We start from the raw sequence: 23,006 nt of genomic DNA, 5'->3' as shown, positions 1-23,006 counted from the left end.
GCGCGCCACCGCACACTGAGTGACCAGACCGAAGTTATGCAGCGTTTTCCCCTTAGTCTACACGCCATGATAGCTCGACTCGATCAAACGACCAGCAGCCATAGGATCACCGTCAGGACGAGCGTCAACAGGAGGACGCTCGTCCCGATGCTCGTCCGGAGGTGGATCGTCGAGGGGCGACCGCCGTCGGTCGGCTGCCGCTCGTCGACATCGACCAGCGGGAGCCGCCGTGCGGCCGCGTCGACGGCGAGGACGGGGTTGTTTCCGACCCAGTAGCATCGTTTGACGGCTCCGACGACAGTGGCGTCGACGATAGCGTAGGTTTCCGTCACTGCGAGCATCGTCCACCGGCTGAGGTGGTAGGTCGCGGGGTAGACGACCATCGCCGGGTCGCCGAGATCGAGTTTCGAGAGCGGCTTTCTGACGACGACGAACGCAACGGCCGCGACCCCCGTGAGGATCCCGGCCGTCTCGAGGTGGCTCGGACTGTAGGGATGGAGGTTACTCTCGCCACCGTAGTAGGAGAACGCGAAATGGCTCCCGTGGATCGTCGGCGCGAGGTCGGCCAGCCCCTGCCACCAGACGCCGAAGAGGAGACAGGCACCGCCGAGGCCGAGCATCGCGACGGTCTGGCCGGGTTTGGCGTCGGCGACCTCGAGGTCGCTCTCGCCGTGGAAGAAGACGTAGTAGCCGAGCTTGATAAAGGAGAGCAGCGTTCCGATCGCGCCGAGCCAGAGCAGCCAGTACAGCGCCTGATACTCGGGCTGGCCGTAGTAGCCCGGATTGGCGGCGTCGAAGATCATTCCCTTGCTGACGTAGCCATTAAAGCCCGGGATCGCGGTGATCGAGAGCGCGCCGAGGCCGAACCCGATCGCGGTCAGGGGCATCTCGCGCCAGAGGCCACCGAGGTCGTACAGGTCCTCCTCGCCGGTCCGGTAGATTACGACGCCGACGGCCATGAACAGCAGACTCTTGAAGAGGATGTTGTTGAACAGGTGGCTCATCGCGCCGGCGACGGCGAGGTTGGAACCGATCCCGATCGCGGCGACGATGTAGCCGAGCTGGGCCTGAATGTGATAGGACAGCAGCGCCCGCATATCGTGTTGGAGCAACGCGAATGTCGCGCCGTAGACGGCCATGAGGCCGCCCATGTACGCAATGTAGATCGAGAGGTCGCTCTCTCCGCCGACTGGGAACGCCCGATAGAGGACGAACGCGCTCGTCTTCGTCGTATAGACTGAGAGGAACACCGAGGCTGCGAAGTGGGGTCGCGGATAGGTGTCGGGAAGCCACGTGTGGAACCCGATGAAAGCGACGTTGACGCCCATCCCGAGCACCGCGAGCAGCGCCGGGATCCCGTTAGCGATACCAGCCTCGGTATAGACGAACGTACCGGTCTCGACGTAGTGGATGGCGACCGCCATCATCACGAGCACCCCGCCGGTGCCGTGGAAGAGCGCGTACCGGAAGCCGGCCCGGACCGCCTCGCCGCCGTAGTGCCAGACCACGAGCGTGCTGGTGACGGCCATCAGCTCCCACATGAACAGGAGGACGAGCCAGTCGCCCGCGAACGCCGCCCCGATCGACGAGGAGACGTAGACGAGCGCGAACGCGACCAGCGTTCGACTCGCCTCGCTCGAGTACGCATAAATCACGCTACAGACGCCCAAAAAGCCGAGGCCGAGGCCGACCATTCGGGAGAAGTCGTCGACGTAGAACGGGACGACTTCGAACCCGAGGAAGGTCCCGGCGAGGTGCTGGCCTCCGGGGGCGACCAGCGAGATCGCCAGCACCGCCGCGAGGCTGAGCGCGCCGACGGCGAAGCCGGCGATTCGCGGCAGGACGAGCACGAGCAGGGCCGCCACGAAGACGATAAGCGGCGGGTAGGCCAGTGAAAGGAGTTCGAGTTCCATCAGTCGTTCACCTCCGTCACGAGTTCGTCGAGCGGAACGCCGCCCAGCTCCTCGAACGGCATCCCGAAGACGCCCTCGACGATCCGAGTCGCTAACTCGAGGAAGACGGCGTAGTCGGGGCCGATCCCGAGGACGATCGCGCCCGTCGCAATGACCGCAATCGGCGCGAGCATGAGCCACGTGCTCTCCGCGAACGGCGAGCGGCGTTGCCAGCCGTCCGCGGGCGGGCCGCCGGTGAGGTGATCGTCGTGGTCGCCGTGGTGGTCGACAGCGTCGACGGCGTCACCGTGATCGTCGTGGCCGGGTGCATCGCCGTCATCAGCTCGATCGCCGTAATCGACGGTTTCGGACGCTTGAGCGTCGGCGGAGTGGCTCGTCCCGTCCACTCCATCGGCGGTCGTGTGATCGCTCGGGTACTTGTCGACGGCGTACTCGAACTCCTCCTCATCTGCGGACTCCCCGTCAGTTGCGTCGGCCGTCTCCGCTCTGTCGGTCGGATCCCCGCCGTCAGCGGCGACGTGATCGTCGTCCGAATCGGTCCCGCCGTAGGATCGCAGTACTCCACCCCGGGGGAACTCGAGAAGCGGTTTGGCGTCGTGGCGGTCCTCGCTCTCGAAGAAGGCCGTGTAGACGACCGGCCAGAAGTACGCGACGTTGAGCACGGCCGAGAGCAACAATGCGCCGGCGAACAGCCAGTACTCGCCGCCCATGTAGCCGGCCCCGATCAGCATGTAGAACTTGCTAACGAAGCCGGCGATCGGCGGGAGCCCGGCCATGCCGGCCGCGCCGACGGTGAATGCGGCCATCGTCAGCGGCATCCGTTTCCCGATGCCGGCCATCTCGCTGATGTAGTCCGTGTGGGTCTCGACGTGGATCGCGCCCGCACAGAAGAACAGGGTTAGTTTCGCGAACGCGTGCGCGGGGATGTGGAAAAGGGCCCCCACCATGGCGTAGGGGTGGAGCATCGACAGCCCGAGCACGATGTAGGAGAGCTGTGCCGTCGTCGAGTAGGCCAGTCTGCGCTTGAGGTGGTCCTTTCGCATCGCGATGATACTCGCAGCGGTCAGCGTGAACGCGGCGACGATCGCGACCGGGATGTTCAGTCCGATCTCGCCGATTCCGGGAACGTCGAGCGGCAGGTCGCGGATCAGTCCGGGACCGAAGACCTCGAGGATGACTCGAGCGATGCCGAACGCGCCGGACTTGACGACCGCCACGGCGTGGAGCAGCCCGGAGACGGGCGTGGGCGCGACCATCGCGTCGGCGAGCCACGAGTGCAGCGGCATCAGCGCGGCCTTGACGCCGAAGCCGGCGATGAGCAGGAAGAAGGCGGCCTGCGCGTAGACCGGTTCCGCCTGCGCGGCCGTCGCGAGCGCCTCGATACCGCCCGCCTCGAAGGCGAGCGTCGGCCCCGAACTGACCAGACTCGTGAGCCAGTAGATGAGGACGGTGCCGGCCAGCAGGAAGACGCCGCCGCCGAAGAACGTGTAGGTGAGGTACTTCCGGCCGGCGATGCGGGCCTCGGTGTCCTCGTTGTGGGCGACCAGCGGATAGGTGACCAGCGAGAGCAGTTCGTAGAAGATGAAGATCGTCACCAAGTTCGCCGCGAAGGCGATTCCGACGGCAGCGGAGAGGCTGGCCGCGAACGACGCGAAGAAGCGCGTCTGGGCGTGCTCGTCGAGTCCGCGCATGTATCCAGTTGCATAGAACGACGTGAAGATCCAGAGGAAACTCGCGAGGAGCGCGAAGAAGATCCCCAGCGGGTCCGCTCGCAGGGCGAAGTCGATGCCCGCGAGGAACTGAATCCCCGTCGATTCCGCGAGACTCCACCGGAAGACGGTGCCGTCCATGACCGCGGGGAGCATGCTGACGATGATGCCGAACTTCGCGAGAGCGGCCAGGACGGACCAGCCCTCCCGGAGGTTCGGCCGGCGATGAGACGCGACGATCAGAACGATGGCGACCGCCGACACCAACACGGCGGCGAGCGGTCGGAGATCTGCGACCATCAGTTGAACACCTCCGTAACGAACGGCTCGAGCAAGTCGGCGAACGTCCCGCCGGCGAAGCCGAGCGCGACAGCGGTGAGCGCGAAGCCGACGACGATCGCGATCATACCGATCGAGACGGCGTCGGGGGTGGCGTTGCCGTACGTGGAAGTGCCGGCGGAGCCGTCGTCAGCGTCGGCAGTTCCGCCGTCCGTCGCGATCGAGCCCGGCGCGTCCGCCGAACCGACCGAGAGCGGTGGTGTGAAGTACATCTTCTCGAGCAGGCGAGCGGCGTAGGCGAGAGTGAGCATGGTGCTGAGGAAGATCACGGCGGCGACGGGCCACAGTTCCGACTGGACGGCCCCGAGGGCGATGTACCACTTGCCGACGAAGCCGACGCCCGGCGGGACGCCGACCAGAACCAGCAGGAGGACGGCCATCGAACCGGCGACGAACGGACGTTCCCTTGCGAGTCCGGCGTACTCGTCGACGGTGCGAGCCCCGTAGCTCGTCGCGACGACGGCGGCCGCCAGAAAGAGGCCTGCCTTCAACAGGCCGTGGCCGACGAGGTGGATCGCCGCACCGATCAGCGCCGTTTCGGAACTGCCGGCGATGACGACACCGTAGGCGGCGATGACCAGTCCGAACTGCGAGACCGAGGAGTAGGCGAGCATCCGTTTGACCTCGGTCTGGATCACGGCGAGGACGGTTCCCGCGAGCACGCTCACGCAGCCGACCGCGAGGACGATCGCCGCCGCGTTCGGCATCGCGGAGAGGTACTCGACCTCGAAGACGGTGACGATCACGCGGCCGAAGGCGTAGGCCGAGGCGGTCGAAACCAGCGCGGCGATCAGCGGCGTCACGCCGTCGGGAGCCCGCTGGTACGCGCTCGGCTGCCAGGTGTGCAGGGGCCACTGGGCGACCTTGACGGCGAAGCCGACGACGATGAACGCGAAGCCGGCCCGGACCAGGACGGGGCGTTCGGCCGCCGGAATCGCGTCGGCGAGTTCGATCATGTTCAGCGTCCCCGTCGCCATGAAGACGAAGGCGACGCCGATCAGGTACATCGACGCGGCGACGGTCCCGAGGATCAGGTACTGCAGGGAGGCGACCGCCGCCTCCGGGCCGTCGCCGCTCGCGACGAGCGCGTAGGTCGCGATGCTCGTGATCTCGAGGAAGACGAAGAGGTTGAAGACGTCGCCGGTCAGCGAGATGCCGAGCAGGCCGGCGACTAACAGCAGGTACGCGGTGTAGAACGTGTTCCCGCGCGGGCCGCCGCGGCGCGTGTACGCGAGGACGCCGGTAGCGACCGCCGTCACGAGCAGGACGATCAGCATGGAGAACTCGTCGGCGACGAGTTCGATCCCGTACGTCCGGGGGTAGCCGCCGAGCGTGTGGTTCACCTGCCCGTCGGTGTAGACGACGCTCGCGAGGGCGAGGGCTCCGGCGAGGAGACCGGTCGTCGTGAGCCCGGTGACGGACCAGCCGGTCCGGTCGAACCGGAGTCCCAGCGCGATCGGGATCGTCGCGGCGATGATGGGGACCGCGATCAGCAGCGGCAAGAGCAGGTCGACGCTACTCATCGGCGCGCACCTCTCGAAGGGTGTCCTCGCGGAGCGTCCCGTACTCCGCGTAGATGCGGATGATCAGGGCCAGTCCGACCGCCGTCAGCGCGATGCCGACGACGATGGCGGTCAACACGATGACCTGTGGCAGCGGGCTCGCAACCATGACCTCCCCCGGAACGCCCTCGTGGGGGACGATTGGTGCCGAGCCGCCCTCGATATAGGCCATCGAGATGAAAAACAGGAAGATGGCCGTCTGGAAGAGGTTCACCCCGATCAGCTTCTTCACGAGGTTCTCGCTGGCGATCACCATGTAGATCCCGAGACCCAGCAGGACGAACACCAGCACGTACGTGTAGTGGCTCGTCAGGAGGTCAATCATCGTCGCTCACCTCCGCACTGGGCGAGTCGGGAGCATCGGCGGCATTGGGAGCACCGCTGACGCCACCGGTCCCGCTCGGTCGATCGGGCGAGAACCCCGCTGCCATCGTAAAGAAGAGGCTGATGATGGTCCCGGAAACGATCAGCGAGATACCGGCGATCTCGACGGCCTCGAGCCCCCACTTCGGTTTGATGTGGAAGACCTCTTTGAGCATGGTGAACTCGAGGAAGTTCCCGCCGAGCGCGACCATGGCGAGGCCGATCGCGCCGAAGATGACGACGCCGCCGGTGACGAGGCCGACGAGGAACGAGTTCCGGAGCCACTGTCGGGTCGGTTCGATGCCGAAGGCGAAGGCGAGCATGAGGACGGTGACGCCGACGATGGTTCCGCCCTGGAAGCCGCCGCCGGGGGCGTCGCCACCGTGGAACGTCATGAACAGTCCGTAGGTGAGCGTGAACGGTGCGATGATCTTGACGGTGGTCATGATCACCTGACTCTCGGTGTAGGTATCGTCGACGGATTGGGACATTAGGCGAACACCTCGCGTTTCAGGACGAGCAGGGTCGAGACGCCGGCGGCGAAGACGACGACCGCCTCGCCGAAGGTGTCGAAGCCACGGTAGGCGGCGAGGACGGACGTCACCGCGTTCTCGACGCCGGTTTGGGCGTACGTCTCCGTGATGTACTGTTGGGTCACGTCCGGGTTCGACCAGACCGGCGTCTCCGTGCCGCCGACCGCGTACATCTCGGGCAGGACGGCGGTACAGAGCACGAGCACGAACGCCCCGACGACGACGACTGCCGGAACGTGAATTCGCTCCGTGAGCCGATCCGTCGAGGGCCGCGTCGTGCGCGCGATCGTCAGCAGGAGCAACAGCGTCGTCACGCCGGCACCGATCGCGGCCTCGGTCATCGCGACGTCGGGAGCCAGCAGGAACGTGTAGAGGATCGCCATTCCGAGGCTATAGGCGCCGAAGACGATGATCGCCGACAGCACGTCGCGAAACAGCGCGGTCGCGACGGCCGTCGCGAGGATGAACGCCGCGAGGGTGTACGCGAACAGACTCATCACGGCTCACCGTCCGTTTCGGTAGCGGGCTCGGTTTCGTCCGTCTCCGCGCCGGTTCCCTCCTCGGCGAGCACGGGTTCGACACCGGTCTCCGCCGCGGAGCGGGCGATCGCGTGGGCCGCCGTCGGGTTCGTGATGAACACGAAGAACAGGAGGAGGACGGTGTAAACCGCCGCGTGCTGCCAGCCGAACGCCAACGCGACGCCGGCGAGTGCGAACCCGGCACCGAGCGTGTCCGTCTGGGACGCGGTGTGAGCCCGCGCGTAAATGTCCGGGAGGCGGATGACGCCAACCGTCGAGACGAGGGTAAAGAGCACACCGAACCCGAGAAGGACGACGATCGCCCAGAATCGGAGCGTCTCGATCACAGGACATCACCTCGCTCGACGGTGAACTTCGAGATCGCGATCGACATCAGGAAGTTCAACAACGCGTAGATCAACGCCACGTCGAGGAACCACGCCTGATCGAGCCCCGCGGCTAGCAGGGCGAGGATAACGACCGTGTTCGTCCCGAGGACGTTCACCGCCAGTAACCGGTCCTGCGTCGTCGGGCCGACGATCGCGCGATAGAACATCGCGATCGCGAGGAGCACGAATAGCGCGGCCGCGGCGAGGAAGACGTCCTCGAGCGAGACCGGGGTCACAGCTCGTCACCCCCGACTATTTCGGCGTCACCGCGTTCTCTCGGCGAGGGGATCGCCGCCGAATCCCGACCGTAGAAGACGAATCGAATCGCCCGCTCGAGCCCGCCGTCGAAGAGGTCGTCGCGGGCGGTGGGAATCAGCGTGTGGACGAGCAGCTGCTGGTTGGTGGCCCGAACGGTCAGCGTCCCCGGCGTGAGCGTGATGCTGTTGGCCAGCGCGAGCAGCGGCAGGCCGCTTCGCACGCGGGAGTTAACGCGAGTCAGCGTGGGCTCGATCGGCATCGACGGCCGGAGTATCACGGCCGATACTGCGAGATTGGCCTTGACGATCTCCCAGAGCAGGTACGGGATGTAGATGGTGAACCGAACGATCCGAAGCGGCGACTGCACGCGGTCAAGCGGCACGGTAAACGTCACCCGTGCGAGCGAGACGGCGACGATACCGGCGACCGCAGCGCCGGTGAGGAGATCGAACCAGTAGGTCGGATCCCCGAGGACGAGATAGAAGCCGTAGGAGAGCAGGAACGTCGCGAACAGGCGGTCGAAGTCCTCGGTCCCGCCGGCGAGACGACCGCGGCGGGCCGACCGCTCGACCGGCGCCTCGTCGTAGGCGACCCCGATTCGCTCGAGTTCGCGCTCGAGGGGCTGGAGCATCTGTGCGGTGACGCCCGGTTGGTACTCCGGATCGAGCACGACGCGGTCGATCCCGTGTTCGTCGGCATAAGCGTCGAAGATTTCGGCGTAGTCTCGCGGCCCGAAGAGGTACTCGTCGGTCCCGAGCATCGCCGTCTCGATCGTCACGTCGGCGTCGCCGGCGTCCTCCTCGACCCAGTTTCGTGCCCGCGAGAGCAGTCCGTTGGCATCCTCGCTGTACTGCTCGCTCTCCGGAACGTCGGCGTCGTAGGGCATCGCGACGACGAGGTGACACTCGAGCGAGTCGGCGCTCTCGAGACCCGATTGAACGGCATAGCCGACCGTCTGGCGAACGGTCACCGTGTCCGACAGCGGGACGAGCAGGCGTTCAACCGCCACTGCGTTTCCCTCCTGGCGACCGTTGTTGAGCACTCATGACTCTAGTTGTTAGTCGAACCAAGCGGTAGCCGTAGGAAAACGATTTCGTTATTCGCCGGCAGTCGTCCGTTCTGGCGGGTTCGATTCGGTCGTTCGTGTCAGTTTACCGGCGTCATCGCCGATCGGCCGACGCGTGTCCAATCCCTGGTACTGCTGGACGATCGGTAGTTTTACAATCGGACTTTCAGTAGGGAAAGTTGACTTGTATGACGACAACCGAAACCGTTCACGATCGAATCGGGACCGCACGCGATGACCTCACGACCGGCCAGCTCGTGGCCGTCTTCGCGTTCGTCGCGGCGCTGGCGTTCACACTGCTGTTCCTGCAGGAGCCGCTGGCCCACGACTCCATGCACAACTTCCGGCACGCGGCCGGCGTGATCTGCCACTGATGCTCGTCGACTACCTCGAGCGCGGCGTCCTCGCCGGCGCGATCGCCGGGATCGCGTACGGCGCGTATATGGCGTTCGTTGCGAACCCGCTTATCGGGTACATGGAAACACTCGTCGAGGGCGGCGAGCACGCTCACGAAGCGGGCGAACATGCTCACGAGGCCGGTGAGCACGCCCACGCTGCCGGCGAACAGGCACATGCGGTAAGCGAAGCGACGACGGCCGCCGTGAGCATCGGCAGCGGCGTCCTCTGGGGAATCCTGCTGGGCGGCGTCTTCGCCCTCGGCTTCTACTTCCTCGAACCGGCGCTGCCTGGCCGCGGGAACGTCAAGGCCTACGTACTGGCCGGTGCCGGCTTCCTCACCGTCTCGGTCGCGCCGTGGCTGGTGTTGCCGCCGACGGTACCGGGGGCCGAACAGGCGTACGATCCAACGCTTCGGATCGCAATCTACGTCGGTCTCATCGCCGTCGGCGCAGTCGTCGCGTCGGCATCGATCTACGGGTATACCCGCGGGTCGGCTCGGAGTCTCCCACTCGGAGTGATCACGGCGGCGGTTCCCATCGTTGCCCTCGTCGCGGGTACCGCAATCGCGGCGCCGACTATCGTCGAATCCGGCGCGGTGCCGGCCGATCTCGTCGCCGCGTTCCGCGGACTGACCGTCCTGAGCCAGGCCGCCCTGTGGATCCTCGTGGCCGGGTGCTTCGGCTGGCTTCGGCCGCGATCCGACGGGCGATCGGCCGCCGAGCAACGCGAGGAACTGCTGAGCAGTCCATGAAGAATCGGACCGAAGAACACCGCGAACGCCTCGAGGCCCACGTGTTCGTCTGCACCACCGATCGCGATTCCGAACACGCGAGTTGCGGTAGCGCCGGGGCCGACGAGACCGTCGCCGCGGCGAAAACGTGGTTACGCGATCGCGACGCGTTCTGGACGAGCGTCTCGGTCAGTACGACCTCGTGTCTGGGGCTGTGCAGCGAGAGCGGAACCGCACTCTCGATTCAACCGCGAAACGCGTGGTACTCGGACGTCACACCGGCGGACGTTCCCGAGTTGCTCGCCTCGGAGTTTGGCCCGGACGCGGAGGACGTCGACGACCGGTGACTGGCTCCCGTCTGCCGGGACCCGTGCAGTCCTCGCAGTCGTACCGTCGGCGCAGTCGTGTCGTCGGTTTTTCAGTGGGACCGACTCACTCACACCAAACACTGTTGGTAGCAGAGTTATCACGCTTGCACCGTATTTTCAACCTAGATCGACACTGCGAACGGTCGGACGGATTCGCCTGACGCTCGAGCGACCGCTTGCCCCTCTTTCCTTTACGGTGCTCAGTAAAATCATTGATAGTATTGTACTATCTCATCAGTCATATAGGAATATTTTAGTTAGAATGAAGTCCCGAAGGATTTACGTAGACATGGTCTCCTTTCCCGACCGTAGCGCATGACCTCCAGATCCGATATCCCATCCCGCACTTCGGAGACGCCCTCCAGCGATCCGCAGTTCGACGAGATGGCCGAGCTATCTCCGGACGATATTTTTCACGTGCTCCAGACGAATCGAAGACGAGAGACGATCCGATATCTGCTCGACGAGGACGGACTCGTCAAGATGCGCGACGTCGCCGAGCACGTCGCGGCGACGGAACACGAGACGACGGTGGCGCAACTGACGTCTGCACAGCGCCAGCGCGTCTACATCCCGCTGTATCAGTCGCATCTTCCGAAACTCGACAAGAAGGGAATCATCGAGTACGACCAGCCCCGCGGGGTCGTTCGACCGACCGATCGACTGGAGATATTCCGACCGTATCTCGAGGCGTCGGACGACGAACTCGAGCGACCGAGAACCGACGCCGATCGATCGGCCACTGCTCGCGTCGATAGCGCGTATTTCCGGACTGCGATCGCCGCGAGCAGTAGTCTTCTGCTCATCTCAGCAATGGGCGTGCTCTCGATCCCCGGATCGGTCCTCGGAGCGATCATCATGACCCTATTCGTGCTAGCCACGGTCGCCTCGAACGGCGTCGACGCACCGCTCTCGATGCGATCCGCGAACTGACGGTCGATACTAATAGCATCTCCTGGCTGCCTGCTACTGGCGCGCAACGATTTTACGCTGATACTCCGTTGTCGAGCGTACCAGTCATGCTTGCGTGGCCAGACGAGACAATCTACGAGGGGATCGCGTCAGTGGCGGCGACCGACCCGGAGCGGCGGGCCGTGGTCTTCGACGAAACAGTGTGGAGTTACGACGACCTGCTCGCGGAGAGTCGCGCACTCGCCCGCGGGCTCGCCGATCTGGGCGTGTCCCGGGGCGACGTCGTCGCGGTCTGGCTGGGAAACCGCCCCGAGTGGATCGCCTGTCAGCTCGCGACCTCGTTGCTGGGCGCGGCGATGGTCGCGGTCAACACCCGCTACCGAACCCACGAACTCGAGTACATGCTCGAGGATTCGGGCGCGAGCGTCCTCGTCACCGAGGACGCACTGCTCGGACGGGACTACCACGAGATGCTCGCGACGGCCGTTCCCGAGGTTCGCGAACAGTCGCCCGCGGAATTCGATCCCGATTCGATTCCCGCCCTCGAGGCGGCCGTGAGCCTCGAGCCGTCGGCCGACCTGCCAGCGCTGAGAGCCTACGACGATGTCCTGAAGACCGGCCGAGCGCGGGATCGGGTCGATCTCGAGCCAGCGAGCGATCCCGAGGCCCCCGCAGCGATCTTCTACACGAGCGGAACGACGAGTGATCCGAAAGGGTGTCTCCAGTCGAGTCGGTCGCTGCTGAATCACTCCGCCCACGTCGCGGACCATCTCGGCGTGACCGAGGATGACGTCGGTGTCGCAACGCTTCCGTTCTGTGGCATCTGGGGGTACAACACGCTCTTCAGCGCACTCGCAACGGGAGCGACGCTCGTAACGCAGACTCACTTCGACCCCGGCGAGACGATTCGGCTAGTCGACGAGTACGACGCGACGTACCTCACGGGGCTGGGCGTGATGTTCGAACGGATGCTCGAGCACGATGTCTTCGACCCATCGCGGGTCGAGACCGTCGAGACGGGTGTCGTGGGCTTCATCAGCAAGGGGTTCGACGAGGAGTTGTTCGAGCGTATCGAATCGACGTTCGGCTTCCCATTGGTCCAGCCCTACGGTCTCTCGGAGGCCAACAGCCAGATCTTCGTCGGCGATCCCGACGATCCGGCGGAGCAACGCAAACGCGTCGGCGGGCCGCCGATCCACCCAGAGATCGAGGCGAGAGTCGTCGATCCCGAAACGCGCGCGGAACTGCCGGCCGGCGAGGAGGGCGAACTGGCGATCAGGGGCTATCTACTGGCCGACGGCTACCTCGGCAAGCCGACGGCGACGGCCGCGGCCTTCGATGAAGAGGGATGGTTCTACACCGGTGATCTCGCCGAGACGGACGCTGACGGTTACGTCTACTATCGGTCGCGGCTCGACGACGCCCTGCGAGTTCGCGGCTTCCTCGTCGCACCCCGCGAGATCGGAGCCGCCGTCGAGGACCACCCCGACGTTCGCTCCTGCGAGGTCGTCGGCGCGCCCCATCCCCGCCACGGCGAGGTGCCGGTCGCGTTCGTCGTCCCCGTCGAGTCCGATGGTGACGAGCCCACGTCCGACGGCCTCGAGGCGTTCCTCGAGTCCCGCGTGGCCGACTACAAGGTCCCCGAGGCGTTCGAGTTCGTCGACGGCTTCCCCACGACGGAGGGACCGAACGGGGAGAAGGTCCGAAAGACCGCGCTCAGGGAGCGGATACGAGACCGATTTGGGGGATAGCGAACGGATCCGAAATTCCGGAAATCGAGGGGGAGCGGCGCAACGCTTTTTGCCCGACTGGATGAGGGTAACCCGATGGTCCAACCTCTGCGCGATGCGGTCGAGCTGACGGAAAGCCAGCGGCTCGTCCGCTCGAGCGTTCGCAACGTCTGCTCCGATTACGACGCCGAGTGCCGGCGTCGACACCCCGCGGAGGGGGAGTCCCCTCACGAGTTCGTCGACGCGCTGGTCGACCACGGCTGGATGAGACTCCTGCTTCCGGAGGATCTGTAGTGATGCCCGCAGGCGAGAGCGGCGTGGCAACCGACCTCGCAGCGTTCGTGGTATCGCTCTCGGACGACGACGTGCCCGACGACGCGCGTCGACTGGCCGAACGCGCGATCCTCGATACCGTCGGCGTGACCCTCGCGGGAGCGGGTGCCGAGGGCGGGACCGTCGCCGGGAGTGCGACCGCCGCCGAAACCGGCGAGACGACGGTGCTCGGTCGCGACCGGCAACTCCCGCTGTCCGACGCCGTCCTGGTGAACGCGACCGCCGGCCACGCGCTGGACTTCGACGACGTCGCGCTGGCGGCGATGGACGGTCACCCGAGCGTGCCGATGGTCGCCCCGCTGCTGGCCGTCGGCGAGCGCGAGGGAGCGAGCGGACGAGACGTTCTTACGGCCTTCGTCGCCGGTTTCGAGGCGCAACACTACCTCTCGAGACCGATCAGCCCCGGCCACTACGAGGGCGGCTGGCACGCCACGTCGACGATCGGCCTCTTCGGTGCCACCGCGGCCGTCGCGAACTTGCTCGGGCTCTCCCCCGGCCACGCCGAACACGCGCTCAATATCGCCGCCTCGATGCCGGCCGGCCTCAAGCGAAACTTCGGGACGACGACCAAGTCGATCCACGCTGGCCAGGCCGCTCGATCGGGCACGACCGCGGCCCTACTCGCCGCCGAGGGGGCGACCGCCGATTCGAGAGCGATCGACGGAGATCGCGGCTTCTTCGACCTCTATCGCGGGGACCGCGAACCGGACCTCGAGCGGGTGCCCGACCTCGGCTCGCACTGGGCGCTGTGCGAGGACGGCATCGACGTCAAGAAGTATCCCTGCTGTTACTACACTCACACCGCGATCTACGCCGCGATCGAGCTCGCCGAGGAGTACGCCCTCGAGGCGGCCGATATCGACGAGGTTCGGGTGACGGCCTCCCAGGGCGCGGCCGACGCGCTCGCCCACGACGACCCTGCGACGGGACTCGAGGCGAAGTTCTCGATGCCGTACCTGATCGGGCGCGCGATCGCCGACCGGGACGTCGGACTCGCCGCATTCGACGAGGACAACATCGACGAGCCGGCGGTTCAGACCGTTCGTGAACGGGTCTCGCTGGCCGTCGACGAGGAGTTGCCCTACGACTCCAACGCCGCCCGCGTCGCGGTGACGACCCGCGACGGCGAGACCCACGAACGCATGCAAGAGCGGCCGCCGGGCACCCACGACGACCCACTCTCGATCGAGGAGCTCCACGAGAAGTTCCAGATGTGCGCCGCGTACGCCCCGGCATCTGTGGCCGTCGACGACGCGCTGGCAGCCCTGGACGACCTGCGGTCGGTATCGGACGTGAGCGACGCACTCGAGTCACTCTGATCGCGACCGACTCGACGAGTGGTCGGTCGCGACCGCTTCGGGACGTTTACCTGTTGCCCGCTCTCACGTCCCGGCAATGACGCTGTACTCGCGGATTCGCTCCTTCGCGTTCAAACTGCCGGCCGAGACGGCCCACGATCTGGGCAAGCGGACGCTCCGGGCGGCCCAGTCGACGTGGCCGACACGTGCAGCCCTCTCGTACGCGTATCGGTACGACGATCCGGCGCTCGAGGTCGACCTGTTCGACGCGACGTTTCCGAACCCGGTCGGCGTCGCCGCCGGGTTCGACAAGAACGCCGAAGTGACCCACGCGCTCGCGGCGCTGGGCTTCGGTTTCGTCGAAATCGGAACCGTCACGCCCTATCCGCAGTCGGGTAACGACCGGCCCCGACTCTTCCGCCTGCGCGAGGACAAGGCGATGGTCAACCGGATGGGATTCAACGGCCAGGGAATGGAGCGCGTCAAATCGCGACTCGAGGCCGACGGCACCCCCGACGTCCCGCTGGGCGTCAACGTCGGCAAGATGAACTCCTCGAGCGAAGCAGAGGCGATCGAGGATTATCGGCGCGTCTTCGATCGGCTCTCGCCGTTCGCCGACTACGTCGTAGTCAACGTCTCCTGTCCGAACACGCCCGACGAGTTCGACGAGGGGTCACCCGAGCACCTCCGGGCGATCTTCGAAACGCTCGAGGCCGAAAACGATCGGGACGTGCCGATACTGGTAAAGATCGGCCCGGACGAGCCCCAGGAGTCAGTCTTCGACCTGGTCGACATCGTCCGGGAGTTCGATCTCGATGGCATCGTCGCGACGAACACGTCGACGAGTCGCGAGGGACTCGAGTCGCCCCGGCGCGAGGAGTGGGGCGGACTCAGCGGGAACCCCCTCGAAAGTCGCTCGACCGAGGTCATTCGCACACTTGCCGAGTACACGGACGGCGAATTGCCCATCATCGGCGTCGGCGGCGTCGACTCGGCCGAAAGCGCATACGAGAAGATCCGGGCCGGCGCCTCGCTCGTCCAGTTGTACACCGGATTCGTCTACGAAGGGCCCTCGACCGCGAAGCGGATCAATCGGGGGCTCGTTGCGTTGCTCGATCGCGACGGCTTCTCGTCGGTCGAGGAAGCGGTCGGCGCGGATCTCGAGCGCTGATCGAGAACCGGTATCGACCCGCGGAGAGACTACGAACGGCGAACGACCGTCGGGCCGGAGAGGGTCGGAACCGCGTCTGCGCCCCAGGCGTTGCGTTCCTGTTGATCCTCGATCGGCCCCTCGAACGCCGAAATTCCCGACACGACTGCTTGCTCGGGGAGATCGTTCGGGTCGATCATATCGATGCTGCCGGCCGTCGGCGAGTATGCCCAGAGCCGGACCGCCTTTCGCAGCGTGTTCAGGTCAATTTTCACAAGCCGATCCGCGATCCTGACGCCGTTATCGTAGATGGTGTCCGTCGTCTCTATCAGGTTCGCCGCCTCGAGCAGACCCTGGTTCGGGGTCGCAAACTCGACCGTGTGTCGCTCGACTCCGTCGGCGATGTTGGAATCCTGGAAGTCAACCTCGAGCTCGAGGTACGTGGGTCGAAACAGATTCCCTGGCATTCCGGTTTCCGTATGATACTCGGCGCTGAGCGAGCCGACGGCGTTTTGGCTCTCGACCGTCGTCTCGGTACTCTCGATCGTCCAGCTCCAGCCGTTGCCGCCGTAGGACGTGCCGGGTGTCTCAATGCTAAGACGCACGTAGACGTCACCGACATCGCTCGGGTCCGCGTCTGTCGCCCAGCTAATGACGAACGGGAAATCGACGGTGTATGAGTCACAGTTCCCACCGAACCAACCACAGCCGCGGAGCGATTCGTTCTGGTGCATGAAGATCCCGTCGGCGTTCCACTGGCCATTGACGGCGCCGACCTGTTCCGGGTCCAGCGGCGTCTCGTCTTTCTGGAACAGCGTGGGGATCCCGACCGAACAGAGGAACCCATCACCGGTCGCCCCGGCACCGAGTCCGGGGAGGGTCGCCGCTGCGAGCCCGGTCCCACCGACGGCTTTCAGAACGGTTCGACGCGATCGATTCGTCCTCTCGTCCGTACTGTTGGGTCTGCCAGACATTTCAATAGATACAACTATGGTATCTCATTTATATTTTTTCTAGCGATATATTATATGTCTCCCATATATGTATTATATAAATTCTTTCCGAATTCGAGAGTTGGCCTCAGAAGACCGGAGCACAGAGTAACGGAAAGGTGAAGATACCGGTTCGTAATCGGCGATCGAAAAAGGAAAGCACGGGAACGGAAACCAGTCGGTCGTCAGTGGTGGCTTCGACAGAGATCAATCAGCCGGTTCGAGGTCTCCGATCGCGTCGTCGAGCCCATGGTGTTCGGCCGGGCCAACGACCCCGTCGGTCTGCTCCTCGCGGATCTCCCGGGAGTTGGAGTCCTCCCGTTGTGATTCGACCATCGGTTCGGTATCACCGTCAGTGACGGAGAGGAAAACCGATCTGAGCTGTTCCGTCTTGTCCGTCTCGCGGTCGATATCGTCAGTGGGGTCTGCGTCGGTCATGTTCGTCTACCTACCAGATTCGGTGGCACGGATAATGTATATAAATCGACCGCAACTTTCACGAACTGAGAACGGTCGCGACGAACGACACTCCGTCTTCGGTCGATCGATCAGTCGACGTCCACGCGCGTACCGTATCCGGATTCGCCGATCACGTCACCGTCCTCGTAGACGACCTCGCCGCGGACGACGGTCGCGACCGCTTTCCCCCGGAAAGACTCGCCCTCGAACGGCGTCACGCAGTTCTTCGAGTGGAAGTCGGCGCCGTCCGCCGTCCACTCTCGGTCGGGATCGACGATCGTGAGGTCGGCGTCGGTACCCACCTGCAGCGACCCCTTCTGGGGGTACATCCCCCAGACCTGGGCCGGATTCGTCGAGTGTCGGCGGACCCACTCCTCGAGCGAGAGCCGATCCTGATCGACGAAGGTGAGCATGGTCGGCACCTCGGTCTCGAGGCCGACGAAGCCCGAGATCGCATCCCAGGTGTTGCCGAAGGGGTCGTCGACTTTCTTTTCCGCGGGCGTGTGCGGTGCGTGGTCGGTGGCGATGCAGTCGATCACGCCGTCGTCGATACCGACCTCCCAGAGCCTGTCACGTTCCTCGGCGTCCCGAATGGGTGGCTGAACCCGCGCGACGTTGCCCTTCTCGCGCATGACCTCCTCGGTGAACCAGAGGTAGTGGGGCGTCGTCTCGGCGGTCACGTCGACGCCGCGGTCCTTGCCGCGGGCGACCGCCTCGGCGGCCGATCCCGATGAGACGTGGAACATGTGGATCTTCGCGCCGGTCTCCTCGGCGAAGGTGATCATCCGCTCGACGGCTTCCCGTTCGGCAATCACGGGCCGCGAGCGGGAGTGATCGATCGGTTCGTTTCGTCCCTCGGCCTTGAAGCGCTCCGTGTAGTGATCGATGATCTCGCCGTTTTCCTCGTGGAAACCCAGTCGCTTGCCCGTCTCTCGGATCTTCTCCATGGCCTCGAGTATCTCGCCGTCGTTCGGCGGCGGGACGTCACCGACTGTCGAACCGAGAAAGACCTTGAAGCCGAGCGGGCCGACCGCGTCAATTTCGGGAATGAGATCGAGATTTTCGCTCGTGACGACCGCGTAACTCTGAAAGTCGACGTGGGCCGAGGCCTCACCGCGCTCGAATTTGAGCTCGAGGTTCTCGGGGCTGTCGATGACCGGGTCCGTGTTGGGCATCCCGACGACGGTCGTCACGCCGCCGGCGGCGGCCGCTCGCGTCGCGGACTCCCAGTCTTCCTTGTACTCGAGGCCGGGTTCGCGGTTGTGGATGTGGCAGTCGACAATCCCGGGAACCAGCACGTTCCCCTCGGCGTCGAGGACGCGATCGGCGTCGGGAAGCCGGTCACTCCGGCCGACGGCGACGATTTGTCCGTCCTCGACGGCGACGCCCGCGTCGGGCGTCCGGCCCGCGGGCGTGATGACGGTACTGTTCCGCACGACGAGATCCACGGTCATTGCCGTGAAGTTGCCGAGGACCGCGCATATAGCTTCCCCAAACGGCTCGAGTCCCGCCGAGTAAAACGGGCGATAGCGATCCGAAACGTGAGAGAGACGCGCGAGCAGTTGTTCACCATATCGTAGCCCACTGGTGTGTAAGCACTGCTTACGCCGGATCGGACACCGAAAGCGCAGGGGGTACGAATCGGATACTAAACAGCGAGGTGGTGCTACCGCCAGGAAATGGACTCGCCAGCGATTCGCGACAGCACGGTGCTCGTGACCGGCGGCGCGGGCTTTATCGGCAGCCACCTCGTCGAGGCGCTGACGCCCCACAACGAGGTTAGGGTCCTCGACAACCTCACGACCGGCGACCGAACCCACCTCCCCGACGGCGTGACGGTGATCGAGGGCGACATTCGGGACCCGATCGCGCTGCAGCAAGCGGCCCGCGGCGTGGACATAATCTTCCATCACGCCGCACTCGTCAGCGTCGAACGGAGCGTCGACGCGCCCCGACAGAGCAATCGCACGAACCTCGAGGCGAGTCTGCTGGTCCTCGAGCAGGCCCGCCAGGAGGACGCCCGGGTCGTCGTCGCCTCGAGCGCGGCGGTCTACGGCCACCCCGAAGAGCTTCCGGTCACCGAAACGACGCCGACGAACCCGACCTCGCCCTACGGCGTCCAGAAGCTCGCGCTCGACCAGTATACCCGCCTCTACGAGGAGTTGTACGATCTGCCGACCGTCGCGTTGCGCTATTTCAACGCCTACGGCCCGCGCCAGCGGGGGCCCTACAGCGGCGTGATTTCGACGTTCCTCGAGCAGGCGCGGGCGGGCGAGCCGATCACGGTTGAGGGGGACGGCGAGCAGAGTCGCGACTTCGTTCACGTGAGCGATGTCGTCCGGGCGAACCTGCGGGCGGCGACGACCGACGCGGTCGGCGAGGCGTTCAACATCGGGACGGGCCAGCGAACGACGATCCTGGAACTCGCCGAGATCGTCCGGGACGCGACCGGATCGTCCTCGCCGATCGTCCACCGAGATTCCCGCCCCGGCGATATCAGACACAGCGGCGCGGACACCACGAAGGCGACGTGCGAACTCGGGTTCGACGCCCGGATCGATCTCGAGTCCGGAATCCATTCGCTGGTTGGGGAAGGCGAGCGGACGCTGCTCGAGGAAGACGCTAACACGCTACTGGAGTCGAACCGGGAACACGGTTCGTACAGTTGATTCGGTCGATAGCACGGGACGGGTCATATCCGCCGATATGTCGGCCCGTAAACCGGTGCGACACCGAGACGGATATCGCCGAGACGAGCGCATCACTCGCTCGTATTCGATTCATTGACAGTCACGCCAATATTTTGTTACTCGCTAAATCCGGAACGAATCCGCACTAACCGTTCGAAACGTCCGGACGAGTTTATTCGGTCCGTCGAACAAAGACTGCCTATACCATGACTGGCGAGTGTTCAGCTGCGATGATCGCGGATCGGGTCGATCACCGCCTGACATCGATAGGGAACAACTGTCCGGGGCCCCATTGGGGAATCCCACTGATACCGACGGATCGGAATCGGTTGGTCGAGTGGAATTCACGTTCTGGAAGAGATATAGATAACGTACTAACAGCACATGGGTTATAAAAAGCGATTTGTAGAACGGTCACGAGGATACAGGATATGAACGACGTGAACACGGGTTTTCCACAGCCATGAGCAGCCACCGACGAGCTCCCCGATCCATCGTCGCGCTCGTTCCGTCGATCAGTGGAGCCGTCGCGTCAGCGGTGACCACGGGCGCTCGGCCGGGGTTCATCTCGTGGTCAGCCCAACCGCTCCAGCTGGAGGGAAGCGCCCACATCGCTGCGCTCGCCGGCATGATCGCGCTCGCGCTTCTTGGAGGGATACTCGTCGCTCGCAACCGATACGAGGAGCCGGCCTCGCTCGCGGCCGGTCCCGAGACGCACCACGAGGAGTTCGTGACCGATCGGGAGCGCGTTCGACAACTCCTCCGAGAAAACGGCGGGCGGATGAAGCAGTCGAGCATCGTCGACTCCGTCGACTGGTCGAAGGCGAAGGTCAGTCGACTGCTCGCGGACCTCGAGGAGGACGAACAGATCACGAAACTGCGTCTCGGACGGGAGAACCTGGTCTGCCTGCCGGGTCACGAACCGACGGCGTCGAAATCGCCCGAACAGGTGAACGACGATTAGTCATTCATCCCGACAGCAGAGCGCGATCCGCGTGTGGCGTCCCCGATCCGCATGTGGTGTCCCGGTTCTCGTTGCCGGTACCGAGCGGAACGGAACTGACCGTCGACCGTTCCTATCAGCAATCGTTGTTTTCCGCGAACGAACCCGACACTGAATACGCCACTGCTGGGCCGTAGTATCCGATTTCTCGCGTAATGGTTCCGCCGGTTTATGCGCCGAAGCAACGACGAAATTGGTGCCTTCACGGCAACCATGAACGCACGCAATCAGTTGCTCGTCGTACTTACCGCGCTGATGCTCGTTTGCTCGAGCGGGGCGATGGTCACAGCCGCCACATCCGGTGACACCATCGATCAGAGCAGCGAGGCCAGCGCGAACGAGTACGACTCAGCGAACGAGACGACGAACGAAACGGTAGACGACGAACAGGACGAGACAGCCACGGGGATCGACGGAAACGAGACGGTCCCCGACGACGGTGACGCTGACAATGAAACCGCGGACACGGACAACGACTCCCAGCCCGCGTACGTGACGTTCGACGATCAGACGACCGATGGCGAGACGGTCGTCGTCGAGAACGTCACGATCGCGAGCCCCGGTTTCGTGACGATCCACGATAGCAGCCTCCTCGTGGGAGAGGTCTTCGAGAGCGTCATCGGTACCTCGGAGTACCTCGAGGCCGGCACGCATGAACAGGTCGAAGTCACCCTCGACGAACCGCTCGAGGAGGACGAGACCCTGATTGCGATGCCCCATCGCGATACGAACGACAATCAGACGTACGATTTCGTCGAATCGGAGGGGCAGTTTGACGGACCCTTCCTCACGGCCGACGACGAGCCGGTGACCGACGATGCAGTGGTCACCGTCGAGGATGCGACCGATGAGGAGCCGGTCGAGGATACCGAGACCGACGAGGACGTTCAGCAGCCGGACGACAACGTCACTGACGAAGAACCAACCGATAACGTCACCGACGAACCGGTTGACGACAACGAAACCGATGATGGCCTCGTCGACGACAACGAAACCGACGACGACGGGCTAGCTGACGACAACGAGACTGATGATGAGCTCGTCGATGACGAAACCGACGAACCGATTGACGACAACGAAACCGACGAACCGATTGACGACAACGAAACCGACGAACCGATTGACGACAACGTAACCGACGAGGACGAGGGGGCCGACGAAGAGCCAGTCGATGAGATGCCGATGGAGGATCTACCGGTCGATGGTGACGGACAGCCGATCTTCGTGACCGTCGAGAATCCAACCATCGAGAACCTGAACATCGAGAACGTGACCGTTTACGTTCTCGTCGTCGGTGAAGACGTTGACGGTGACGAGATCGCAGACCAGATCAACAACGTCACCGACGGTGAGATGCCGGTTGACGACGACGAAACCGAAGACAACGTCACTGACGATAACGAATCGGACGAGAACATCACGCAGATCGACGAAGAACCGATCGACGACGAAACCGAAGACAACGTCACCGAGGACAACGAAACGGAAGACGACCTTACGCCGATCGACGACAACGAGACCGAGGATAACGAGACGGAAGATAACCTCACACCGATCGACGAAGAACCGATCGACGACAACGAAACTGAGGATGACGCCGCCGATGTTGCGGCAGCCGAATCCTTCAACGTTAGTGACCTCGAGGCGCCCAGCAGCGCCACGATCGGTGAGAATATCACCGTGACGGCGAACGTCTCGAACCCGACGGACGAGGAACGCACCGAGGCGATCCAGTTCCGTCTCGATGGTGACCTCGTCGCCGAGCAGAACGTGACCCTCGAGAGCGGCGCGAGCGAGGACGTCGAGTTCGAGGTCGACACCACTGGCCTCGCTACCGGCGACTACGTCCACATGGTGCTGTCGGACGAATCCGGTGAGGTCGCGGCCCTCGAGCTGACCGAGGAAACCGAAGAGACTGACACCGGTATCGACGACGAAACAAACGAGTCCGAAACCGAAGACACCGGACTCGACAACGAGACGAACGAGACTGAAGACGGTCTCAACGACACCGGTGAAAACACTACCGACGGTGTGACGGCCGACTGAGCCGACCCTGCGGCGACTGGGTTCGGTAGCGAACGGCCGACAGATCCAACGGACGGCGCGTCTTTTCTCTCCGTCGCAGCGAGCGTCGCGACGGTATGCTATCGTTCGCTCGGCGGATGACGACACTCGATTCAGCAGTCACCAGGCACGGAGCGACGGCGTCGTCCCGAACGAGCAGTCACCGACGGATAGACGTGCAGATGTGGCCGAGGCGCACGTTGAGCGCCGCTGTTCGAGGGCGGC

The 23,006-nt window shown here is 64.4% G+C and carries 23 protein-coding genes; 11 read left to right on the top strand and 12 right to left on the bottom strand.

The genetic code is table 11. The features are described 5' to 3' along the window. Positions 1 to 83: 83 nt before the first annotated feature. Genes CP556_RS15460 through CP556_RS15420 form a run of 9 tightly spaced genes read right to left on the bottom strand, consistent with a single transcriptional unit; the run spans position 84 to position 8,593 of the window. Positions 84 to 1,913 (bottom strand): Na(+)/H(+) antiporter subunit D, encoded by a 1,830-nt coding sequence (locus tag CP556_RS15460; RefSeq protein WP_098726422.1) that lies wholly within the window; start codon positions 1,911 to 1,913, stop codon positions 84 to 86. After that, complete coding sequence (locus CP556_RS15455) at positions 1,913 to 3,922, bottom strand: proton-conducting transporter transmembrane domain-containing protein (protein WP_098726421.1); 2,010 nt, start codon at positions 3,920 to 3,922, stop codon at positions 1,913 to 1,915. Before CP556_RS15455 ends, CP556_RS15460 begins: the two co-directional genes overlap by 1 nt. Then, complete coding sequence (locus CP556_RS15450; RefSeq protein ID WP_098726420.1) at positions 3,922 to 5,484, bottom strand: proton-conducting transporter transmembrane domain-containing protein; 1,563 nt, start codon at positions 5,482 to 5,484, stop codon at positions 3,922 to 3,924. Before CP556_RS15450 ends, CP556_RS15455 begins: the two co-directional genes overlap by 1 nt. Beyond that, a complete protein-coding gene (locus tag CP556_RS15445; protein WP_098726419.1) occupies positions 5,477 to 5,848 on the bottom strand; it encodes a cation:proton antiporter subunit C in 372 nt (123 codons plus the stop codon). The genes CP556_RS15450 and CP556_RS15445 overlap by 8 nt, the downstream gene beginning before the upstream one ends. Continuing rightward, entirely contained in the window at positions 5,841 to 6,377 is a 537-nt protein-coding gene (locus CP556_RS15440) for an MnhB domain-containing protein (protein ID WP_098726418.1), read from the bottom strand. Before CP556_RS15440 ends, CP556_RS15445 begins: the two co-directional genes overlap by 8 nt. Beyond that, complete coding sequence (locus tag CP556_RS15435) at positions 6,377 to 6,916, bottom strand: DUF4040 domain-containing protein (RefSeq protein ID WP_098726417.1); 540 nt, start codon at positions 6,914 to 6,916, stop codon at positions 6,377 to 6,379. The genes CP556_RS15440 and CP556_RS15435 overlap by 1 nt, the downstream gene beginning before the upstream one ends. Then, on the bottom strand, positions 6,916 to 7,284 hold the full coding sequence (gene mnhG, locus CP556_RS15430; RefSeq protein ID WP_098726416.1) for a monovalent cation/H(+) antiporter subunit G: 369 nt from the start codon (positions 7,282 to 7,284) through the stop codon (positions 6,916 to 6,918). Before mnhG ends, CP556_RS15435 begins: the two co-directional genes overlap by 1 nt. Beyond that, on the bottom strand, positions 7,281 to 7,562 hold the full coding sequence (locus tag CP556_RS15425) for a cation:proton antiporter (protein WP_098726415.1): 282 nt from the start codon (positions 7,560 to 7,562) through the stop codon (positions 7,281 to 7,283). The genes mnhG and CP556_RS15425 overlap by 4 nt, the downstream gene beginning before the upstream one ends. Next, positions 7,559 to 8,593 carry a monovalent cation/H+ antiporter subunit E gene (locus tag CP556_RS15420; RefSeq protein WP_098727429.1) on the bottom strand — a complete coding sequence of 345 codons (1,035 nt, stop codon included), beginning with the start codon at positions 8,591 to 8,593 and terminating at the stop codon, positions 7,559 to 7,561. The genes CP556_RS15425 and CP556_RS15420 overlap by 4 nt, the downstream gene beginning before the upstream one ends. A gap of 245 nt (positions 8,594 to 8,838) precedes the next feature. Here CP556_RS15420 and CP556_RS15415 point away from each other — a divergent pair, with 245 nt between their 5' ends. From CP556_RS15415 to CP556_RS15380, 8 genes are all read left to right on the top strand, one after another. After that, positions 8,839 to 9,024: a CbtB domain-containing protein gene (locus CP556_RS15415; RefSeq protein ID WP_098726414.1), complete on the top strand. Its 186-nt coding sequence runs from the start codon at positions 8,839 to 8,841 to the stop codon at positions 9,022 to 9,024. After that, complete coding sequence (locus CP556_RS15410; RefSeq protein ID WP_098726413.1) at positions 9,024 to 9,800, top strand: CbtA family protein; 777 nt, start codon at positions 9,024 to 9,026, stop codon at positions 9,798 to 9,800. The genes CP556_RS15415 and CP556_RS15410 overlap by 1 nt, the downstream gene beginning before the upstream one ends. Further along, positions 9,797 to 10,126 carry a (2Fe-2S) ferredoxin domain-containing protein gene (locus tag CP556_RS15405; protein WP_098726412.1) on the top strand — a complete coding sequence of 110 codons (330 nt, stop codon included), beginning with the start codon at positions 9,797 to 9,799 and terminating at the stop codon, positions 10,124 to 10,126. The genes CP556_RS15410 and CP556_RS15405 overlap by 4 nt, the downstream gene beginning before the upstream one ends. 336 nt (positions 10,127 to 10,462) lie before the next feature. Continuing rightward, a complete protein-coding gene (locus CP556_RS15400; RefSeq protein WP_098726411.1) occupies positions 10,463 to 11,080 on the top strand; it encodes a DUF7344 domain-containing protein in 618 nt (205 codons plus the stop codon). Between the two features lie 86 nt (positions 11,081 to 11,166). Further along, on the top strand, positions 11,167 to 12,810 hold the full coding sequence (locus CP556_RS15395) for a class I adenylate-forming enzyme family protein (RefSeq protein WP_098726410.1): 1,644 nt from the start codon (positions 11,167 to 11,169) through the stop codon (positions 12,808 to 12,810). 75 nt (positions 12,811 to 12,885) lie between these two features. Further along, positions 12,886 to 13,083 (top strand): acyl-CoA dehydrogenase family protein, encoded by a 198-nt coding sequence (locus tag CP556_RS15390; protein WP_098726409.1) that lies wholly within the window; start codon positions 12,886 to 12,888, stop codon positions 13,081 to 13,083. Between the two features lie 2 nt (positions 13,084 to 13,085). Next, the gene (locus CP556_RS15385) at positions 13,086 to 14,441 is read left to right on the top strand and encodes an MmgE/PrpD family protein (RefSeq protein WP_098726408.1); all 1,356 of its coding nucleotides are present in this window, start codon (positions 13,086 to 13,088) and stop codon (positions 14,439 to 14,441) included. A gap of 76 nt (positions 14,442 to 14,517) precedes the next feature. Next, the gene (locus CP556_RS15380) at positions 14,518 to 15,591 is read left to right on the top strand and encodes a quinone-dependent dihydroorotate dehydrogenase (RefSeq protein ID WP_098726407.1); all 1,074 of its coding nucleotides are present in this window, start codon (positions 14,518 to 14,520) and stop codon (positions 15,589 to 15,591) included. Between the two features lie 29 nt (positions 15,592 to 15,620). On the opposite strand, the gene CP556_RS15375 is transcribed toward CP556_RS15380, so the two are convergent. The 3 genes from CP556_RS15375 to allB all read right to left on the bottom strand — a co-directional run bounded on the left by CP556_RS15375 (position 15,621) and on the right by allB (position 18,475). After that, on the bottom strand, positions 15,621 to 16,544 hold the full coding sequence (locus CP556_RS15375) for a hypothetical protein (protein WP_098726406.1): 924 nt from the start codon (positions 16,542 to 16,544) through the stop codon (positions 15,621 to 15,623). Between the two features lie 225 nt (positions 16,545 to 16,769). Continuing rightward, positions 16,770 to 17,000: a hypothetical protein gene (locus CP556_RS15370; RefSeq protein ID WP_098726405.1), complete on the bottom strand. Its 231-nt coding sequence runs from the start codon at positions 16,998 to 17,000 to the stop codon at positions 16,770 to 16,772. A 110-nt stretch (positions 17,001 to 17,110) separates the two neighbouring features. Further along, a complete protein-coding gene (gene allB, locus CP556_RS15365) occupies positions 17,111 to 18,475 on the bottom strand; it encodes an allantoinase AllB (protein ID WP_098726404.1) in 1,365 nt (454 codons plus the stop codon). A 225-nt stretch (positions 18,476 to 18,700) separates the two neighbouring features. On the opposite strand from allB, the gene CP556_RS15360 reads away from it, so the two are divergent. The 3 genes from CP556_RS15360 (at position 18,701) to CP556_RS15350 (ending at position 22,763) form a co-directional block, all read left to right on the top strand. Beyond that, positions 18,701 to 19,690 (top strand): NAD-dependent epimerase/dehydratase family protein, encoded by a 990-nt coding sequence (locus CP556_RS15360; protein WP_098726403.1) that lies wholly within the window; start codon positions 18,701 to 18,703, stop codon positions 19,688 to 19,690. Positions 19,691 to 20,174: 484 nt separating this feature from the next. Then, positions 20,175 to 20,675, top strand: coding sequence for a helix-turn-helix transcriptional regulator (locus CP556_RS15355; protein ID WP_098726402.1), 501 nt, complete (start codon positions 20,175 to 20,177; stop codon positions 20,673 to 20,675). Between the two features lie 252 nt (positions 20,676 to 20,927). Beyond that, positions 20,928 to 22,763: a DUF7282 domain-containing protein gene (locus tag CP556_RS15350; RefSeq protein ID WP_098727428.1), complete on the top strand. Its 1,836-nt coding sequence runs from the start codon at positions 20,928 to 20,930 to the stop codon at positions 22,761 to 22,763. Positions 22,764 to 23,006 lie beyond the last annotated feature (243 nt).

The organism is Natrinema sp. CBA1119 (assembly GCF_002572525.1).
Classification (GTDB): domain Archaea; phylum Halobacteriota; class Halobacteria; order Halobacteriales; family Natrialbaceae; genus Natrinema.
This window is presented reverse-complemented; position numbering and strand designations above follow the sequence as displayed.

Bases quoted from the DNA above. Each gene is read 5' to 3' on its own strand.
- CP556_RS15415 (WP_098726414.1), top strand. From the start codon at position 8,839: ATGACGACAACCGAAACCGTTCACGATCGAATCGGGACCGCACGCGAT.
- CP556_RS15445 (WP_098726419.1), bottom strand. From the start codon at position 5,848: ATGATTGACCTCCTGACGAGCCACTACACGTACGTGCTGGTGTTCGTC.
- CP556_RS15460 (WP_098726422.1), bottom strand. From the start codon at position 1,913: ATGGAACTCGAACTCCTTTCACTGGCCTACCCGCCGCTTATCGTCTTC.
- CP556_RS15375 (WP_098726406.1), bottom strand. From the start codon at position 16,544: ATGTCTGGCAGACCCAACAGTACGGACGAGAGGACGAATCGATCGCGT.
- allB (WP_098726404.1), bottom strand. From the start codon at position 18,475: ATGACCGTGGATCTCGTCGTGCGGAACAGTACCGTCATCACGCCCGCG.
- CP556_RS15395 (WP_098726410.1), top strand. From the start codon at position 11,167: ATGCTTGCGTGGCCAGACGAGACAATCTACGAGGGGATCGCGTCAGTG.
- CP556_RS15450 (WP_098726420.1), bottom strand. From the start codon at position 5,484: ATGAGTAGCGTCGACCTGCTCTTGCCGCTGCTGATCGCGGTCCCCATC.
- CP556_RS15380 (WP_098726407.1), top strand. From the start codon at position 14,518: ATGACGCTGTACTCGCGGATTCGCTCCTTCGCGTTCAAACTGCCGGCC.
- CP556_RS15360 (WP_098726403.1), top strand. From the start codon at position 18,701: ATGGACTCGCCAGCGATTCGCGACAGCACGGTGCTCGTGACCGGCGGC.
- CP556_RS15455 (WP_098726421.1), bottom strand. From the start codon at position 3,922: ATGGTCGCAGATCTCCGACCGCTCGCCGCCGTGTTGGTGTCGGCGGTC.
- CP556_RS15440 (WP_098726418.1), bottom strand. From the start codon at position 6,377: ATGTCCCAATCCGTCGACGATACCTACACCGAGAGTCAGGTGATCATG.
- CP556_RS15435 (WP_098726417.1), bottom strand. From the start codon at position 6,916: ATGAGTCTGTTCGCGTACACCCTCGCGGCGTTCATCCTCGCGACGGCC.
- CP556_RS15385 (WP_098726408.1), top strand. From the start codon at position 13,086: ATGCCCGCAGGCGAGAGCGGCGTGGCAACCGACCTCGCAGCGTTCGTG.
- CP556_RS15400 (WP_098726411.1), top strand. From the start codon at position 10,463: ATGACCTCCAGATCCGATATCCCATCCCGCACTTCGGAGACGCCCTCC.
- CP556_RS15370 (WP_098726405.1), bottom strand. From the start codon at position 17,000: ATGACCGACGCAGACCCCACTGACGATATCGACCGCGAGACGGACAAG.
- CP556_RS15390 (WP_098726409.1), top strand. From the start codon at position 12,886: ATGGTCCAACCTCTGCGCGATGCGGTCGAGCTGACGGAAAGCCAGCGG.
- CP556_RS15410 (WP_098726413.1), top strand. From the start codon at position 9,024: ATGCTCGTCGACTACCTCGAGCGCGGCGTCCTCGCCGGCGCGATCGCC.
- CP556_RS15355 (WP_098726402.1), top strand. From the start codon at position 20,175: ATGAGCAGCCACCGACGAGCTCCCCGATCCATCGTCGCGCTCGTTCCG.
- CP556_RS15405 (WP_098726412.1), top strand. From the start codon at position 9,797: ATGAAGAATCGGACCGAAGAACACCGCGAACGCCTCGAGGCCCACGTG.
- CP556_RS15350 (WP_098727428.1), top strand. From the start codon at position 20,928: ATGAACGCACGCAATCAGTTGCTCGTCGTACTTACCGCGCTGATGCTC.